Annotated in this window: 13 protein-coding genes and 1 tRNA gene; 6 read left to right on the top strand and 8 right to left on the bottom strand. The window is 73.1% G+C overall.

Going from position 1 to position 16,621, the window contains the following annotated elements; genetic code table 11:
- Positions 1-6: 6 nt before the first annotated feature.
- Both ACZ501_RS33360 and ACZ501_RS33365 read right to left on the bottom strand, forming a co-directional pair.
- The gene (locus ACZ501_RS33360; RefSeq protein ID WP_468800315.1) at positions 7-2,556 is read right to left on the bottom strand and encodes an ABC transporter permease; all 2,550 of its coding nucleotides are present in this window, start codon (positions 2,554-2,556) and stop codon (positions 7-9) included.
- A 92-nt stretch (positions 2,557-2,648) separates the two neighbouring features.
- A complete protein-coding gene (locus ACZ501_RS33365; protein ID WP_468800382.1) occupies positions 2,649-3,416 on the bottom strand; it encodes an ABC transporter ATP-binding protein in 768 nt (255 codons plus the stop codon).
- Between the two features lie 430 nt (positions 3,417-3,846).
- Between ACZ501_RS33365 and ACZ501_RS33370 the strand changes: the two genes are divergently transcribed.
- Together ACZ501_RS33370 and ACZ501_RS33375 are read left to right on the top strand one after the other, a co-directional pair.
- A tRNA-Leu gene (locus ACZ501_RS33370) sits at positions 3,847-3,928 on the top strand.
- A 136-nt stretch (positions 3,929-4,064) separates the two neighbouring features.
- Positions 4,065-4,919 (top strand): Bax inhibitor-1/YccA family protein, encoded by an 855-nt coding sequence (locus ACZ501_RS33375; protein WP_468800317.1) that lies wholly within the window; start codon positions 4,065-4,067, stop codon positions 4,917-4,919.
- Between the two features lie 95 nt (positions 4,920-5,014).
- On the opposite strand, the gene ACZ501_RS33380 is transcribed toward ACZ501_RS33375, so the two are convergent.
- A complete protein-coding gene (locus ACZ501_RS33380; protein ID WP_361601228.1) occupies positions 5,015-5,245 on the bottom strand; it encodes a DUF4287 domain-containing protein in 231 nt (76 codons plus the stop codon).
- 102 nt (positions 5,246-5,347) lie between these two features.
- On the opposite strand from ACZ501_RS33380, the gene ACZ501_RS33385 reads away from it, so the two are divergent.
- Positions 5,348-5,704: a hypothetical protein gene (locus ACZ501_RS33385; protein ID WP_361601225.1), complete on the top strand. Its 357-nt coding sequence runs from the start codon at positions 5,348-5,350 to the stop codon at positions 5,702-5,704.
- Here the strand turns inward: ACZ501_RS33385 and ACZ501_RS33390 are convergent.
- The 3 genes from ACZ501_RS33390 to ACZ501_RS33400 all read right to left on the bottom strand — a co-directional run bounded on the left by ACZ501_RS33390 (position 5,688) and on the right by ACZ501_RS33400 (position 9,420).
- A complete protein-coding gene (locus ACZ501_RS33390) occupies positions 5,688-6,500 on the bottom strand; it encodes a hypothetical protein (protein WP_468800384.1) in 813 nt (270 codons plus the stop codon). The genes ACZ501_RS33385 and ACZ501_RS33390 overlap by 17 nt on opposite strands.
- Before the next feature lie 307 nt (positions 6,501-6,807).
- Positions 6,808-8,028, bottom strand: a complete 1,221-nt coding sequence (locus tag ACZ501_RS33395) for an acetyl-CoA C-acetyltransferase (RefSeq protein WP_361601219.1) — start codon at positions 8,026-8,028, stop codon at positions 6,808-6,810.
- A 381-nt stretch (positions 8,029-8,409) separates the two neighbouring features.
- Positions 8,410-9,420 carry an SGNH/GDSL hydrolase family protein gene (locus tag ACZ501_RS33400; protein WP_361608965.1) on the bottom strand — a complete coding sequence of 337 codons (1,011 nt, stop codon included), beginning with the start codon at positions 9,418-9,420 and terminating at the stop codon, positions 8,410-8,412.
- Positions 9,421-9,545: 125 nt separating this feature from the next.
- On the opposite strand from ACZ501_RS33400, the gene ACZ501_RS33405 reads away from it, so the two are divergent.
- On the top strand, positions 9,546-10,928 hold the full coding sequence (locus ACZ501_RS33405) for a cystathionine beta-synthase (RefSeq protein WP_361608967.1): 1,383 nt from the start codon (positions 9,546-9,548) through the stop codon (positions 10,926-10,928).
- A 274-nt stretch (positions 10,929-11,202) separates the two neighbouring features.
- Here the strand turns inward: ACZ501_RS33405 and ACZ501_RS33410 are convergent, their stop codons facing one another.
- Positions 11,203-11,565 carry a hypothetical protein gene (locus tag ACZ501_RS33410; RefSeq protein WP_361608963.1) on the bottom strand — a complete coding sequence of 121 codons (363 nt, stop codon included), beginning with the start codon at positions 11,563-11,565 and terminating at the stop codon, positions 11,203-11,205.
- A gap of 147 nt (positions 11,566-11,712) precedes the next feature.
- Here ACZ501_RS33410 and ACZ501_RS33415 point away from each other — a divergent pair, with 147 nt between their 5' ends.
- Positions 11,713-12,555, top strand: a complete 843-nt coding sequence (locus tag ACZ501_RS33415; RefSeq protein ID WP_361608961.1) for a MurR/RpiR family transcriptional regulator — start codon at positions 11,713-11,715, stop codon at positions 12,553-12,555.
- 886 nt (positions 12,556-13,441) lie between these two features.
- On the opposite strand, the gene ACZ501_RS33420 is transcribed toward ACZ501_RS33415, so the two are convergent.
- Positions 13,442-14,785, bottom strand: a complete 1,344-nt coding sequence (locus ACZ501_RS33420; protein ID WP_468800319.1) for a type III PLP-dependent enzyme domain-containing protein — start codon at positions 14,783-14,785, stop codon at positions 13,442-13,444.
- A gap of 105 nt (positions 14,786-14,890) precedes the next feature.
- On the opposite strand from ACZ501_RS33420, the gene hutU reads away from it, so the two are divergent.
- Positions 14,891-16,552, top strand: coding sequence for a urocanate hydratase (hutU, locus tag ACZ501_RS33425; RefSeq protein WP_361608957.1), 1,662 nt, complete (start codon positions 14,891-14,893; stop codon positions 16,550-16,552).
- Positions 16,553-16,621 lie beyond the last annotated feature (69 nt).

Below are 16,621 nucleotides of genomic sequence, written 5' to 3' on the forward strand. Positions count from 1 at the left end.
GGTCCGCTACTCCGTCTTGATGGCGGTCAGCATGTTCAGCCGGGCGGCGCTGCGGGCCGGCCACATGGCGGCCAGGACGCCGACGACGGCGGCGAGCAGGAGGAAGACGCCGATCCGGTCGTAGGGCAGGACCAGTTCGTAGTTCGGCACCGCCTTCTCGACGGTGGAGCCGACGGCCCAGGCGAGGAAGACGCCGATGCCGATGCCGAGGACCGCGCCGAAGAGCGAGATGACCACGGACTCCAGGCGGATCATGTTCTTGACCCGGGCCCGGTCGAGGCCGATCGCCCGCAGCATGCCGATCTCCTGGGTCCGTTCGAAGACCGACATCGCCAGGGTGTTGACCACGCCGAGCACCGAGATGATCAGCGCCATGCCGAGCAGCCCGTACATGATGTTCAGCATCGTGTTGATCATGCCGCCCATCTCGTTGCGCATGTCCTGCTGGGTGGCGACGGTCATCGCCGGGTTCTTGCCGAGGGCGTCGATGACGGCCTGCTGGCTCGCCTTGGACTGGCCGCCGGTGGTGTTGACGTAGACCTCGCGGATGTACTGCTGGTCGGTGTGCGCGCCGAGGACCTTGTTGTCGAGGACGTACGGGGAGAGCAGGCCCTCCAGGTCCTTGTAGACGGCGCCGACCTTCAGGGTGGCCTTCTGGCCGTCCTCGAACTGGGCGGGGAGGGCGGCGCCGACGGTGAGCTTCTGCTTCTTCGCGGTGCTCTCGGCGACGGCGACCTCGCCCCGGCCGAGGCTGTCCAGGGAGCCGCTGACGACCTGGATGTTCAGCAGCTCGCCGATGGCGGCCGGGTTGACGCCGGAGGCGGCGCGGAAGGTGTCGCCGGTCTTGAAGTAGCCGTCGGCCTGCGGGGAGACCGCCTTGACGCCGGGGGCCTTGGCCAGGGTCTCGGCCACCGACTTGTCCAGGCTGCCGTTGCCGCCGGACATGGTGACCTTGTAGTCGGCCTTCAGCTTGTCGGTGCTCATCCGGTCCACGGCCCGGCCCATGGTGACGCCGAGCACGGACATGGTGGTGACGAGGGTCAGGCCGATCGCCAGGGAGGCGGCGGTGACGGCGGTGCGGCGCGGGTTGCGCACGGCGTTCTGCGCGGCGAGCTTGCCGGGGACGCCGAAGACCTTCTGGAGCAGCGGGCGGACGGCGGCGATGACCGGCTGGGAGAGCAGCGGCAGCAGCACGATCATGCCGATGAGCATCAGGGCGGCGCCGGCGCCGATGACCATGCGGCCGTCCCCGCCCATGGAGACGCCGAGGAAGACGACGCCGATGCCTGCGAGGCTGATCAGGGAGCCGAGGACGTTGCGCACCAGGAGGGACTTGGCGGAGGCCGGCAGGTGGGCGCTGCCCATGGCGGCGACCGGGGCGATGCGGCCGGTGCGCCAGGCGGGCAGCAGGGCGGCGAGGGTGGTGACGAGGACGCCGATGACCAGGGCCGCGACGATCGTGGCCGGGGCGACGACCAGGTCCCCGGCGGGGATCTTGGCGCCGATGGAGTCCATCACCGAGCGCATGCCGACCGCGAGGCCGACGCCGCCGGCCAGGCCGATGACGGCCGAGAGGGCGCCGACGACCAGGGCCTCGGCGAGCACCGAGCGGATGACCTGGCCGCGGTTGGCGCCGACGGCGCGCAGCAGGGCCAGCTCCTTGGTGCGCTGGGCGACCAGCATGGTGAAGGTGTTGTAGATCAGGAAGACACCGACGAAGAGGGAGATGCCGGCGAAGGCGAGCAGCATGGTGCTCATGCTGCTCATCCCCTTCTCGATGTCCTTGGCCTGCTCGGCGGCGAGCGCGGCGCCGGTCTGGGCCTTGGTGGTCTTGCCGTCGACCAGCGGCTTGATGTCGGAGAGCAGCTGGTCGGCGGAGGCGCCGGGGGCGGCGGCGACCGACAGCTCGTCGTAGAAGCCGGGCTGGAGGTAGAGCTCCTGGGCGACCTTGGTGTCGAACAGGACGAGGCTGCCGCCGGCGTTGACGGCGCCGTCCTCGGTGGTGAAGACGCCGGCGAGGGTGAACTCGCGGACCGGGCCGTTGGTGGCGACGCGGACCTTGTCGCCCACGTGGTAGCCGCCCTTGACGGCGGTCTCCCGGTCGAGGGCGATCTGGTCGTCCCTGACCGGGCCGGTGCCGTCGGTGTAGGCGTAGCGGGGGTCCTTGCCGTCCTTGCCGGGGGCGTGGTTGGAGCCCTTGTTGGCCCAGCCGGAACCGATCAGCTTGCCGTTCTCGTCGCCGACGCCGGCGAAGCCGGAGACGCGGCCGGAGACCGAGCCGACGCCCTTGACGGCCTTCACCTTGTCCAGGGTCTGCTGGCTGATGCCGGGGTCGCCCTCCTTCCGGCCGTCCTCGGCGCGGGCCTGGCCGTAGGAGGTGACGGAGACGGCGACGCCGCTGTAGCTCTTGGCGGACTGGCCGGAGAGGGCCTTGCTGAGGGTGTCGGTGAAGACGAGGGTGCCGGAGACGAAGGCGACGCCGAGGGTGACGGCGAGCACCGTCATCAGCAGCCGGGCCTTGTGCGCGAGGACGTTGCGCAGGGCGGTACGGAACATGGGGATATCGGTCCTGGGGCTGGAGGTCGGTGAGGAGGGCTGCGGGAGCTCCGCGGAGCGGGCGGTCCGGCTCGGGGCGGTCCGGCTCCGGGTCAGCTGGTGCGGCCCTTGGCGTCGAAGGCCTTCATCCGGTCGAGCACGCCGTCGGCGGTGGGCCCGTACATCTCGTCGACGATGCGGCCGTCGGCGAGGAAGATGACGCGGTCCGCGTACGAGGCGGCGACCGCGTCGTGGGTGACCATCACGACGGTCTGGCCGAGCTCGCGCACCGAGTTGCGCAGGAAGCCGAGGACCTCGGCGCCGGAACGGGAGTCGAGGTTTCCGGTGGGCTCGTCACCGAAGATGATCTCGGGGCGGGCGGCCAGGGCGCGGGCCACGGCCACGCGCTGCTGCTGGCCGCCGGAGAGCTGCGTGGGGCGGTGGGAGAGGCGGCCGGAGAGGCCGACCATGTCCACGACGGTGTCCAGCCACTGCTTGTCGGCCTTGCGGCCGGCGATGTCCATGGGGAGGGTGATGTTCTCCAGGGCGGTCAGGGTCGGCAGCAGGTTGAAGGCCTGGAAGATGAAGCCGATCTTGTCCCGGCGCAGCTGCGTCAGCTGCTTGTCCTTCAGGGAGCCCAGCTCGGTGTCGCCGATGCGGACGGAGCCGGAGGAGAAGGTGTCGAGTCCGGCCACGCAGTGCATCAGCGTGGACTTGCCGGAGCCGGAGGGGCCCATGATCGCGGTGAACTGGCCCTGGGTGAAGTCGACGGAGACGTTGTCCAGCGCGACCACCTGGGTCTCGCCCTGGCCGTACACCTTGGAGAGCTGCGTGGCGCGGGCGGCCACGGCCTGTGCGGTGCGCTGCTGGGCGTAGTTCATGGCGGTCACGGGGGGACTCCTGTCGAACGGGTGCTGCGGTGGGGCGGGACCTTTCCATCCTCACCGGCGGCACCCCCGCCGGGGATCAGCCGAGGTGCCCGTTCGACGGCCCACTGGAGTCTGACCGGAGGCGGCCGGGCCTCCTCCTTTGGTATGACAGAGGGGGCGGCGACGGGGCTTGCGCGGGGGGCCGTCCGTGGGGTGGCCCGGGGTGGCGGACGGGGTGGCGGGGGGCAGCGGAATCAGGTCAATCCCGGGGCGGGGCGGAGCATCCTCCGGAACAGTGCCGACCGTGACTTATCGGGTCTGACGCCCCCTCAATCGCCAATAAAATCAGACAACATCGGATAGAGGGCCCTCGGTCGGCCGAGGTGTTCCGGATAGGCTCATCACTGCGTTCAAGGCTTTTCCACGGGGCCCGCCGCGCCTTGCCCGGATGGTGGAATGCAGACACGGCGAGCTTAAACCTCGCTGGCCCTCGGGTCGTGCCGGTTCAAGTCCGGCTCCGGGCACTTCAGCGGCTCTTCGGTTTATCCTCAGCGGTTCGCCGCGCCTTCTCCTAAGATCCTCCTCCAGCAGTAGGGTGCTTTCTTTGCGAGCGCATTACTCTTGAAGCAAGGCTGCGCACGGTGGCCATGGAGGAGTGAGATGAGGAGCAGTAACCCGGTCTTCTCGCGACGGGGGTTCAGCCGCGACAACGGCGGCTACGCGGGCTTCGAGGCGCAGCACGCGCAGGCCGGGACCGCGACCAACCCGTACGCGACGAATCCTTACGCCACCGACCCGGTCACCGGCATGCCGGCGGCCCCGGTCCGCGGCAACGCGATGACCATCGACGACGTCGTGACCCGTACGGCCATGACGCTCGGCACCCTGATCGTCACCGCGACCATCGCCTGGCTCGCCCTGCCCGTCGACCCGGCGAACGTCGGCAAGTCGTACGGCGTCGCCGTCGGCTCGGCGCTCGTCGCGTTCGTGCTCGCCATGGTCCAGAGCTTCAAGCGCAAGCCGACGCCGGCGCTGATCCTCGGCTACGCGGCGTTCGAGGGCGTCTTCCTCGGCGTCATCAGCATGGTGACCAGCACCTACATCAGCCCCGGCGTGGTCGTCCAGGCCGTGCTCGGCACGATGTGCGTCTTCGCCGCGGTGCTCGTGGCATACAAGATGCGCTGGATCCGCGTCACCCGCCGCTTCACCGGCTTCGTGATGGCCGCGGCCCTCGGCTTCGTCCTGCTCATGCTGGCGAACTCGCTGTTCATGCTGTTCGGCGGCGGTGACGGCCTCGGCTTCCGCAGCGGCCCGCTCGGCATCGTCTTCGGCATCGTCGGCGTCATCCTCGGCGCCTGCTTCCTCGCCATGGACTTCAAGCAGGTCGAGGACGGCGTGGCGTACGGCGCCCCGCGCGAGGAGGCCTGGCTGGCGGCCTTCGGCCTCACGCTGACCCTGGTGTGGATCTACCTGGAGCTGCTGCGCCTGTTCCAGATCCTCTCCGGCGACGACTAGCCGTACCGGCAGAGCAAGGGAAGGCCCCGCGAGCGGACCGCTCGCGGGGCCTTCCCGCGTCCTGGGCCCGTCCGGGGAGGGGGACCGGGGAACTCTCAGCCGAACCTGCGGGCGGCTCTGCGCAGGCCGTGCTCGTGGATGATCGCCTTGGCCTGGCCGTACGACAGGTCGTGCGCGCCGAGCAGCCAGCTGACCTTCTCCTCGAAGCGGACGAGGGAGGGGCCCTCGTCGACGGTCCGGAGCCAGTCGGAGATCTCACGACCGGTGGTCTGGGGGATTCTGTCGATCATGTTGCGGTGGGTCTGCTCGGAGAACTCTACGGACATGGGCGCCTCCGGGGGGTGTCGCCGTGCTGTTCCCTTCACGTCACCGTGCCGCAGAGTCAGCCCGTTGGCAATGGCGCCGGGGCGGCGCGTAAGGTCGGCCGGGTGCTCGATACCTCACCCCTGAACGCCGCCGTGGAGCGCTTCGCCGACCGGCTGCGGGCCGCCCCGCAGAGCCGGCTCCAGCGGGGCGCCGCCGCGGAGGCCCTCCAGCTGGCCCGGGAGCTCGCGCTGCGGGCACAGCGGCTGGAGGACCCGCACGGGGCGGCTCCGGCGCGCGTGATGCCGGACGCGGGCCTCTTCGTCGTCGGGGACCAGGTGGCGGTGGCCGGCCTGGACCTCGCCGAAGCGCTGCGCGCCGCGGCGGCGGACCGGGACGCGGACGGCGCGAAGGCCCCGTCCGAGATGCTGGACGAGGCCGTGGCGCTGGTGGAGCAGGCCGAGATCAGAGCGATGCGATGACGCGGTCCGCGAGGATGTAGACGTTGCTGTCGGGGTCCTCGGCGTCGCCGCAGGAGAACGTCAGCGCGTAGGCGCCGGAGATGCCCGAGCCGCCCAGCAGGACCGGGGCGGTGCCCGAGCGCAGGGCCTCCGCGAGGCGCTCCGCCGTCTCCCGGTGGCCCGGGGTCATGCACAGCGTGGTGCCGTCGGTGAAGACGTACACGTCGAGGGTGCCCAGGGGGCCGGGCCGGACGTCCGCGAGGGCCGTACGGGCCTCCGCGAGCTCCTCCAGGCGGCTGACGGTGCGCTCGTGGTCGGCGCCGGGGTTCGGCTGGACCGGGACGAAGTCGGGGTGCGAGGGGTGGCGGCGGCGGGCCGCGGCGAGCTCGGCGGAATCCTCGGCGTACTCCTGGTACTCGTCGGCGAGGTCGTCGCCCAGGACCGGCTCCAGGCCGACCAGGTCCGCCTGTCGGGGCAGGAAGACCGGGCTGTCCTCACCGAGGCCGGGCAGGCCGCCCAGCAGCGAAGGAGCGTCGGCGGCGTCGCGGGCCTCCTGCGCGGCCCAGAAGGCCCGCGCTTCGGCCAGCTCGCGCTCGCGCTCCTCGGCGAGGGCCTCGGCCACGGCGGCTCGTATCTCGGCGGCGGGGGACGCCGCCGCGCTGCGGGCGTGCGGAACGGTCGCGGCGCGCGGGTGGGCCGACACCGCCAGCTCACCGCGCAGGGCGGTGACCTGCTTGCGCAGTCCGTGGACGGCGTGCAGCGCAGCAGCGCCCACGGCCGTGGCAGCGGCCGTGGTCAGCAGCAGGGCAAGAGACATGGCGCTCACTGACTAACTCCTGGTTGATTCGATCCCCCGACTTCCTACATCAGCTTGTCCCGTGCTGTGAATGGCGTGCAGTGCATTACGTCATGAATTGGACAGGTCTTTCGTCCTTGCGGACCAAGGGGGAAAGCTTCTGACCTGGGCAAATGCCGCTCCCCCAGGACAAAGGTCACATCCTGGGGGAGATTCGGTCACAGGTCGGCCGCGACGGGATTGGAAACCGCCGTCAGTAGAGCGTACGGATCTCGAGGATCCCTTGCGGGGACTGGGGGCCCCGCTCGATTCGCCGGGCCGTTCGCCGCTACGACAGGCGCTCGATCACCATGGCCATGCCCTGGCCGCCTCCGACGCACATCGTCTCCAGGCCGAACTGCTTGTCGTGGAACTGGAGGCTGTTGATCAGGGTGCCGGTGATACGGGCACCGGTCATCCCGAACGGGTGACCGACGGCGATGGCCCCGCCGTTGACGTTCAGCTTGTCGAGCGGGATCTCCAGGTCGCGGTAGGACGGGATGACCTGGGCGGCGAAGGCCTCGTTGATCTCGAACAGGTCGATGTCGCCGACGGTCAGGCCGGCCCGCTTCAGCGCCTGCTTGGAGGCCTCGACCGGGCCGAGGCCCATGATCTCCGGGGACAGGGCGGTGACGCCGGTGGACACGATCCGGGCGAGCGGGGTCAGGCCCAGCTCGCGCGCCTTGGTGTCGCTCATGATGACGAGCGCGGCCGCGCCGTCGTTCAGCGGGCAGCAGTTGCCGGCCGTGACCAGGCCGTCGGGGCGGAAGACGGGCTTGAGGCCCTCCACGCCCTCCAGGGTGACCCCGGCGCGCGGGCCGTCGTCCTGGCTGACCACCGTGCCGTCCGGGGTGGTGACCGGGGTGATCTCGCGCTCCCAGAAGCCGTTCTTGATGGCGGCCTCGGCGAGGTTCTGCGAGCGGACGCCGAACTCGTCCATGTCCCGGCGGGTCACGCCCTTGAGGCGGGCCAGGTTCTCGGCGGTCTGCCCCATGGAGATGTAGGCGTCGGGGATCAGGCCGTCCTCGCGCGGGTCGTGCCAGTCGCTGCCCTCGCTCGCGGCGACGGCGGCGGTCCGGGCCTCGGCGTCCGCGAAGAGCGGGTTGTGGGTGTCCGGCAGGCCGTCCGAGGAGCCCTTGGCGAACCGGGACACCGTCTCGACGCCCGCGGAGATGAAGACGTCGCCCTCGCCCGCCTTGATGGCGTGCAGCGCCATGCGGGAGGTCTGGAGGGAGGAGGAGCAGTAACGGGTGATCGTGGTGCCGGGCAGGTAGTCCATGCCCATCTGCACCGCGACGATGCGGGCCAGGTTGTGGCCCTGCTCCCCGCCGGGGAGGCCGCAGCCGAGCATCAGGTCGTCGATGTCGCGCGGGTCCAGGGAGGGGATCTTGGCGAGGGCGGCCTGGATGATGGTGGCGGTCAGGTCGTCCGGGCGGACGTCCTTGAGCGAACCCTTGCCGGCGCGCCCGATGGGGGAGCGGGCGGTGGAAACGATGACGGCTTCGGGCATCGGGACTCCAAGGGGGTGCGTCGTTGCGGGACCGCATGCGAAGTTACCGCCCCGTACGGTCGAGGTCACCGGGGTCGGTGTGTGATGCCGCACTCCTTTTTAACGCACCGCTCGCCCGGCGCGGTGCCGCGGGAGCGTGCCGCTGCTGGGGCGGGGCCGTCGGGTGCGGGTGGCGGACCGCTGCGCGGTGCCCTTGCCCCTCCCCGCCCTTCGCCCGTTCCCCGGGGCTGCGCCCCGGACCCCCCGGGGCTGCGCCCCGGACCCCCCGGGGCTGCGCCCCGGACCCCCCGGGGCTGCGCCCCGGACCCCCCGGGGCTGCGCCCCGGACCCCTGCGGGGTGGCCCCGAGGGTGGGTTGTCCCGCCGCGCGGTACACGCAGGGTTACGCGGATTCCTCGGCCGGGGCCGGGGACGGGGTTTCGGCCTCCGGGAGGCGCCGGCGGCGGCGGTGCTTGAGCAGGGCCCACGGGCCGCGGGCCGGCGTGACCTCCGTACCCGGTTCCCCCGCGGCCGCCGACGCCGCCTTCGCCACCAGCAGCATGTCCTCGTCCCGCGAGACGTCCAGCCGGTCCGACCCCGGCCACAGCCCCAGCGCCGCGCACAGCGTCGGGAGCACGGCCATCGCGGCCGTCGCGTACCCCTCCGCCGAGGGGTGGTAGGAGTCCGGGCCGAACATCTCGCGCGGGTTCGCCGCGAACTCCGGGCCCAGCAGGTCCCCCATCGAGATCGTGCGGGCCCCCAGGGCGACCACGCCGATGGTCTGCGCCGCCGCCAGCTGCCGTGACACCCGGCGGGCCATCCACCGCAGCGGCTGGTACACCGGCTCGATCGTGCCCAGGTCGGGGCAGGTGCCGACGACCACCTCGGAGCCCGCGAGCCGCAGCCGGCGTACGGCCGCCGTCAGCAGGCGCACCGACTGCGTGAGCGGCATCCGCCGGGTCACGTCGTTCGCGCCGATGATGATCACGCAGACGTCCGGCGGCGGCGCGTTCCCCTCCAGCAGCAGGCTCACCTGACGGTCGAGGTCGTCCGACATGGCCCCCGACAGCGCCACGTTGCGCAGCTCCACCGGCCGCTCGGCCACCGCCGCCAGCCCGGACGCCAGCAGCGCGGCCGGCGTCTGGCGGGCCCGCCGTACGCCCAGTCCGGCCGCCGTGGAGTCGCCCAGCATGCCCATGCGCAGCGGCCCCGGGCTCAGCTCCGGCCCGCTGAACTCGCTCCCGTAGAGGCCGTCGGCGCGCGGCGGATCACCCAGTCCGGTGCCCACCGTGCGCTTCGCGAACTGCACCTCCGCCAGCACCAGCCCGAAGGCGGCGACCCCGACCAGCCCGAGTCCGCCACCGCCGTACGCCGCCCCCGCCGCGATCCGGCGGGCCGTCCTCGCCCTGGACACCCTTCGAGCCACCTCCTCCGTCGTGTTGACCTACCTGCCCCGTAGTGCCGGTCGGCCAATCCCTTTCCGCATACTCTGGCCGCACCTCCCGGAGAACCCGTGGAGTCCCCTTCCTGGAGAACATGGTGCAATTCCACGACTCGATGATCAGCCTCGTCGGCAACACCCCGCTGGTGAAGCTCAACCGCGTGACCGAAGGCCTGCAGGCCACCGTGCTTGCCAAGGTCGAGTACTTCAATCCCGGCGGTTCCGTGAAGGACCGGATCGCCGTACGGATGATCGAGGCCGCCGAGCAGAGCGGTGCCCTCAAGCCCGGTGGCACCATCGTGGAGCCCACCAGCGGCAACACCGGCGTCGGACTCGCCATCGTGGCCCAGCAGAAGGGCTACAAGTGCATCTTCGTGTGCCCTGACAAGGTGTCCCTCGACAAGATCAACGTGCTGCGCGCGTACGGCGCCGAGGTCGTGGTCTGCCCGACCGCCGTCGACCCCGAGCACCCGGACTCGTACTACAACGTCTCCGACCGCCTCGTGCGCGAGACCCCGGGCGCCTGGAAGCCGGACCAGTACAGCAACCCGAACAACCCCCGTTCGCACTACGAGACCACCGGTCCCGAGCTGTGGGAGCAGACGGACGGGAAGATCACGCACTTCGTGGCGGGCGTCGGCACCGGCGGCACGATCTCCGGCACCGGCAACTACCTGAAGGAGGTCAGCGGCGGGAAGGTCAAGGTCATCGGCGCGGACCCGGAGGGTTCGGTCTACTCCGGCGGCAGCGGCCGGCCGTACCTGGTCGAGGGCGTCGGCGAGGACTTCTGGCCGACCGCCTACGACCCGGACGTCACCGACGAGATCATCGCGGTGTCCGACAAGGACTCCTTCCAGATGACCCGCCGCCTGGCGAAGGAGGAGGGCCTGCTGGTCGGCGGTTCCTGCGGCATGGCGGTCGTCGCCGCGCTGCGCGCCGCCGAGGGGCTGGGCCCGGACGACGTGGTCGTCGTCCTGCTGCCGGACAGCGGCCGCGGCTACATGAGCAAGATCTTCAGTGATGAGTGGATGGCCGGCCACGGCTTCCTGGAGGAGGCCGGCCCGGCCGCCCGCATCGGTGACGTCCTCGCGGACAAGGAGGGCGGCATCCCGTCGCTCGTCCACATGCACCCGGAGGAGACCGTCGGCCAGGCCATCGAGGTGCTGCGCGAGTACGGCGTGTCGCAGATGCCGATCGTCAAGCCGGGCGCCGGCCACCCGGACGTGATGGCGGCGGAGGTCATCGGCTCGGTCGTGGAGAAGGAGCTCCTCGCGGCGCTGTTCGCGCAGCGGGCCTCGCTCGGCGATCCGCTGGAGAAGCACATGAGCGCGCCGCTGCCGCAGGTCGGCTCCGGTGAGCCGGTGTCCGAGCTGATGGCGGTGCTGGGCGAGGCCGACGCGGCGATCGTGCTGGTCGAGGGCAAGCCGACCGGTGTGGTGAGCCGCCAGGACCTGCTGGCGTTCCTGGCCAAGACGGCCTAGTCACCGCGGGAGGCGGGGGCCGCCGCACCCCCGGCGGGCCGGGGGGCGGGACGACGGCGGTCCCCGCCCGGGACACGGGCCGACGGGCCGTCCGCGTCCGTGCGCCGGCGCGCTCCGGGAGCCGCTCCGGGGTGCGCAGGCGCCGTACGGCGTCGGCCGGGGGTCCGGGTCTCCGGGCTTCCCGCGCCGACGTCCCCTACTGTGCCGCGGCCGTGTTAAGCCCGTGCTGCGCCCGCGTGTCGCCCCCGTACCGTTCGGGCGACGGGCGTCCGCCTCAGCCCAGGGGGTCGTGCGCGGGACGGCGCAGGCGGGCCGTGTGGGCGAGGTTCACGCCCAGGACGCCCGCCCAGGCCACCAGCAGGCCGCCGATGCCCGCCTGGGCGGCGCCGATCGCCGACAGGGGGATCGCGAGGACCAGGGTCACCACGGCGAAGCCGAAGCGCTCCCCGAAGGCGGCCACGGCGGCCGTGCCCCCGTCCCCGTCGCGCGCCGTGCGCAGCCGCTCCTCGGCGAGCCTGCGCCGCACCTGGGTGTCGACCTTGTCCACGAAGGAGTCCACGAGCGCGGCCTCGTACTCGGGCCCGAGCTCCCGCCGGGCCTCCAGCGTGGCGGCGAGTTCCTTCTTGAGCTCTGTCATGCGGCCACCGTAGGAACCGGCCGGACGGCCCGCACTGGGGGTAGCCCCCGTATCCGGATCGCGGGCACGGCTTGCCCCGCTGCATAGACACATGCAGAGTGCACGGTGACTGAATATCTGACCGGGGACGGGACGGAGGGGACGGCGATGAACGACAGCCCGGCCGCACGGCTGCAGCAGCTGTTCGAGGGACACCGGCTGACGCCGACCCAGCGGCGGATCGCGCACTGCATGGTGCGCGGCGCGGCGGAGGTGCCGTTCCTGTCCAGTGTGGAACTGGCCGAGCTGGCCGGGGTGAGCCAGCCGTCGGTGACCCGCTTCGCCGTGGCGCTCGGCTTCGACGGGTACCCGGCGCTGCGCCGGCACCTGCGCGAGGTGGCTCCGGCGGGGCGGCCGGAGCCGGCGCGGGGGGATGCGTACAACGAGTACCAGCAGGCCGTCCAGGGCGAGATCGAGAACCTCCAGCGGCTGGCGGTGATGCTCGCGGACCCGGCGCCGGTCGAGGAGGCGGGGCGGCTGCTGGCGGCTTCGGCCCCGCTGCCGGTGCTGGGGCTGCGGGCGGCGTCCTCGCAGGCGCGCGGGTTCGCGTACTTCGCCGCGAAGGTGCATCCGGACGTGCGGCTCCTCGACGAGGGCGGCTCCATGCTGGCCGACCGGATCGACGCGGCGGCCGCCGCGGGGGCGTCGGCGCTGCTGTGCTTCGCCCTGCCCCGGCACCCGCGCGAGGTGGTGGAGGCGCTGGACCACGCGCGGGCGGCCGGGCTGACGGCGGTGACGGTCGCCGACTCGGCGTTCGCGCCCGTCGCCCGGCACTCGGACCTGCTGATCCCGGCGCCGGTGGGCACCGGGCTGGCCTTCGACACGGCGTGCGCGCCGATGCTGCTGGGGCGGGTGCTGCTGGAGGCGATGGCGGACGCGCTGCCGGACGCGCAGGCGCGCCTGGAGGACTTCGACGCGCGGGCCGCTGCGCGGGGGCTGTTCGTGGAGTAGGCCACCCACGCCCTGCCGGGCCGGGCCAGGGGGCCGTGCCGGGCCGGGCCGGGCGGAGCCGTGCCGGGCCTTGCCGTCCCGTGCCGGGCGGAGCCGTGCGGGGCCTTGCCGTGCCGTGCCGGGCGGAGCCGTGCCGGGCCTTGCGGGGCCGTGCGGGGCCTTGCCGTGCCGTGCCGGGCGGAGCCGTGCCGGGCCTTGCGGGGCCTTGCCGGGCCGTGGCGTGGCGAGCCGTGCCGGGCGGGGCCGTGCCGGGCGGGGACGGGCTGTGCCGGGCCGGGGGCAGGGGCCGGGCCGTGCCGGGCGGGGACGGGCTGTGCCGGGCCGGGGGCAGGGGCCGGGCCGTGGCGGGCCGGGCCGTGCCGGGCGGGTGTGGGGGCGCCGCTGCGGGTGCGGGGTGGGCGTCGTGCGGTGCGTTGCCGGGGCCGGGGTGCGGGTGCCGCTGCGCGGGGGGTGGGTCCCCTACCCGCCCTTCGCCCGTTCCCCGGGCTGCGCCCGGACCCCCTGGGGGCTCCGCCCCCAGACCCCCGCGCCTCAAACGCCGGCGGGGCTGGATTTCGCCGGGCGGCGCCGGAGGGGCCGGCGGGCCTGGAGGGCGGCGGCCGCCGCCGGCGGGTCTTGAGTGCGCGCAGCGCACTTCCGGCCGGCGCGGTGTTCGAGCGCTCCGGGCGCGGAGCGCACCGTAGCGGGGGCAGGGGCGGAGCCCCCTGGGGATGGGGCGGAGCCCCAGGGTTTCGGGGCATAGCCCCGACGGGGGCCGGGGCGCAGCTCCGGGGAACGGGCGAAGGGCGGGGAGGGGCAAGGGCACCGTGCGGCGGTCCGCAGCCCGGACCTGGCGGCCCCGCCCCGGCCCGCGGCCGGAGGCAAGCCGTACCCCGGCCGGCCAGGCCTACCGCAGGGCGTCGCGGAAGTCGCCGCCCGCCTCCGTGACGATCTCCGGCAGGGACTGCGCCGGGCGGGCCAGGGCGAAGCGGATCCCGCCGGGCGGGCCGTCGTCCGTGAAGCCGTGGACCGCCGGGCGGGGGAGGCTGTTGTAGCCGTAGTGGGCCGTGAAGAAGTACGCGCCCGTGTCCGGGACGGCGATCACGTCGCCCGGCGAGAGCTCCGGCAGCTCCCGGGCGGCGGCCAGCAGGTCCCCGGCGAAGCAGGCGGGCCCCGCGATGTCCTGCGCCACCGGCACACCGGTCCTCGGGGCGCCCTCGCCGTCGTACGCCAGGATCCGCAGCGGCCAGGCCGCCGGGGCGTACACGGTACGGGTGGCCACCTGGACCCCGGCGTGGGTCAGCGCGATGGGCCGTCCGCCGGTCACCTTCGTGTACTCGACCCGGGCCAGCACCAGCCCGTGCTTGGCCAGCAGGGACCGCCCGAACTCGGTGACCAGCCCGTACGAGCCGTCGAAGAGGGCCGGCACGCCCTCGCGCAGGGCGGCCGCGTACGCGTCCCAGCCCGGGGCGTGCTCGTCCGAGGCGAAGTTCACCGGCAGTCCGCCGCCGATGTCGAGGGTGTCGACCCGCCGCTCCCCGGCCGCCGCGTTGATCTCCTCGGCCAGCGCGTGCAGCTCCCGCACCCCCTCGGCGATCAGCGACAGCGGCACGCCCTGCGAGCCCGAGTGGACGTGCAGCCGGGTCAGCCACGGCCGCTCCACGAAGGCCCGTACGAGCCGTTCGCGCGCCCCCGGGTCCCGCAGCGGGAAGCCGAACTTGGAGACGGCGGTGGCCGTGGACAGGGCGTCGATGGTCCCGGCGCCCGTCTGCGGGTTGATCCGCACCCCGAGCGGGGAGCGGGTGGGGCCCGCCGCCACCAGGGCGTCCAGGCGCTCCAGCTCCTGCCCGTTGTCGGCGTTGACGGCGATCCCCAGGGCCAGCGCCCCGCGCAGCTCGGCGGCCGTCTTCGCGGGGGAGTCCAGTACCGTCCGCTCCGCCGGGACCCCCGCCGCCCGGGCCAGGGCCAGCTCCCCGGGACTGGCCACCTCGCAGCCGATCCCGGCGTCCGCGAGCAGCCGCAGGACGGGGACCAGCGGGGCGGCCTTCACCGCGAAGGTGTGCAGGACGGGCGTGCCGGGCGCCACCGCGGCCGCGAACGCGCCGGCCAGGGCGGCGGCGGAGGCGCGGATACCGGCCACGTCCAGCAGGCAGACCACCGGCTCGGAGTCCAGCAGCCCCTGCTCCACGGCGGCCCGTACGGCCCGGTCACGGCGCTCGGCGGCGCCCTGCGTGTGCGTCTCGGCGGCCATGTCGGCCATCCCATCATCAGGACGTCTGCGCCGCAGCTGTTGACTGGAACTATTCATACCGCCAGGATGTGAATGGATTGACCAACATCGGAGGAGGCACCAGCCATGTCAGGACCCCGCCCCGTACGGGCCGCGCGAGGCACCGAGCTCAGCACCCTGGGATGGCAGCAGGAGGCCGCCCTCCGCATGCTGCAGAACAACCTCGACCCCGAGGTCGCGGAGCACCCCGACAAGCTCGTCGTCTACGGCGGCACCGGCAAGGCCGCCCGCGACTGGCGCTCCTTCGACGCGATGGTGCGCACCCTTCGGACCCTCAAGCAGGACGAGACCATGCTGGTCCAGTCCGGCCGCCCGGTCGGCGTGATGCAGACCCACGAGTGGGCGCCGCGCGTGCTGCTCGCCAACTCCAACCTGGTCGGCGACTGGGCCAACTGGGAGGAGTTCCGCCGCCTGGAGCACCTCGGCCTGACCATGTACGGCCAGATGACCGCCGGCTCCTGGATCTACATCGGCACCCAGGGCATCCTCCAGGGCACCTACGAGACCTTCGCGGCCGTCGCCGCGAAGAAGTTCGGCGGCACCCTGGCGGGCACCATCACCCTGACCGCCGGCCTCGGCGGCATGGGCGGCGCCCAGCCGCTGGCCGTGACGATGAACGACGGCGTCGCGATCTGCATCGACGTCGACCCGCGCGCCATCGAGCGCCGCATCGAGCACCGCTACCTGGACGTGAAGGCCGACAGCCTCGCCCACGCCCTCCAGCTGGCCACCGAGGCCCGCGACGCCCGCAGGCCGCTGTCCATCGGCCTCCTCGGCAACGCCGCCGAGCTGCTCCCGCAGATGCTGGCCGAAGGCGCCCCGATCGACATCGTCACCGACCAGACGAGCGCCCACGACCCGCTCTCCTACCTCCCCGTCGGCGTCGACTTCGACGACATGGCCGCGTACGCCGCCAAGGACCCGGCCGGCTTCACCACCCGCGCCCGCGAGTCGATGGCCCGGCACGTCGAGGCGATGGTCGGCTTCATGGACGCCGGCGCCGAGGTCTTCGACTACGGCAACTCCATCCGCGGCGAGGCCCAGCTGGCCGGCTACGACCGCGCCTTCGCCTTCCCCGGCTTCGTCCCCGCCTACATCCGGCCGCTGTTCTGCGAGGGCAAGGGCCCCTTCCGCTGGGCCGCCCTGTCCGGCGAGGCCTCGGACATCGCCAAGACCGACAAGGCGATGCTGGAGCTGTTCCCGGAGAACGAGTCCCTGCACCGCTGGCTCAAGATGGCCGGCGAGCGCGTCCACTTCCAGGGCCTGCCCGCCCGTATCTGCTGGCTCGGCTACGGCGAGCGCGACCGCGCCGGCGAGCGCTTCAACGACATGGTGGCGAGCGGCGAGCTGGCCGCCCCGCTGGCCATCGGGCGCGACCACCTCGACTGCGGTTCCGTCGCCTCCCCGTACCGCGAGACCGAGGCCATGCTCGACGGCTCCGACGCCATCGCCGACTGGCCGCTGCTCAACGCCATGGTGAACGTGGCCTCCGGCGCCTCCTGGGTGTCCATCCACCACGGCGGCGGCGTCGGCATGGGCCGCTCCATCCACGCCGGCCAGGTCACCGTCGCCGACGGCACCCCGCTGGCCGGCGAGAAGATCCGCCGCGTCCTCACCAACGACCCCGGCATGGGCGTCATCCGCCACGTCGACGCCGGCTACGACATCGCCGAGACGGTCGCCGACGAGCGCGGCGTCCGCGTCCCGATGCGGGAGCACTCCGCGTGAGCGAGGCACGATTCCCGGGCCGGGGGGACTCCCGGCCCGGTGCGGCACCGCTGCCGGGGGCTCTGCCCC

Source organism: Streptomyces sp. NPDC034085, assembly GCF_055575555.1.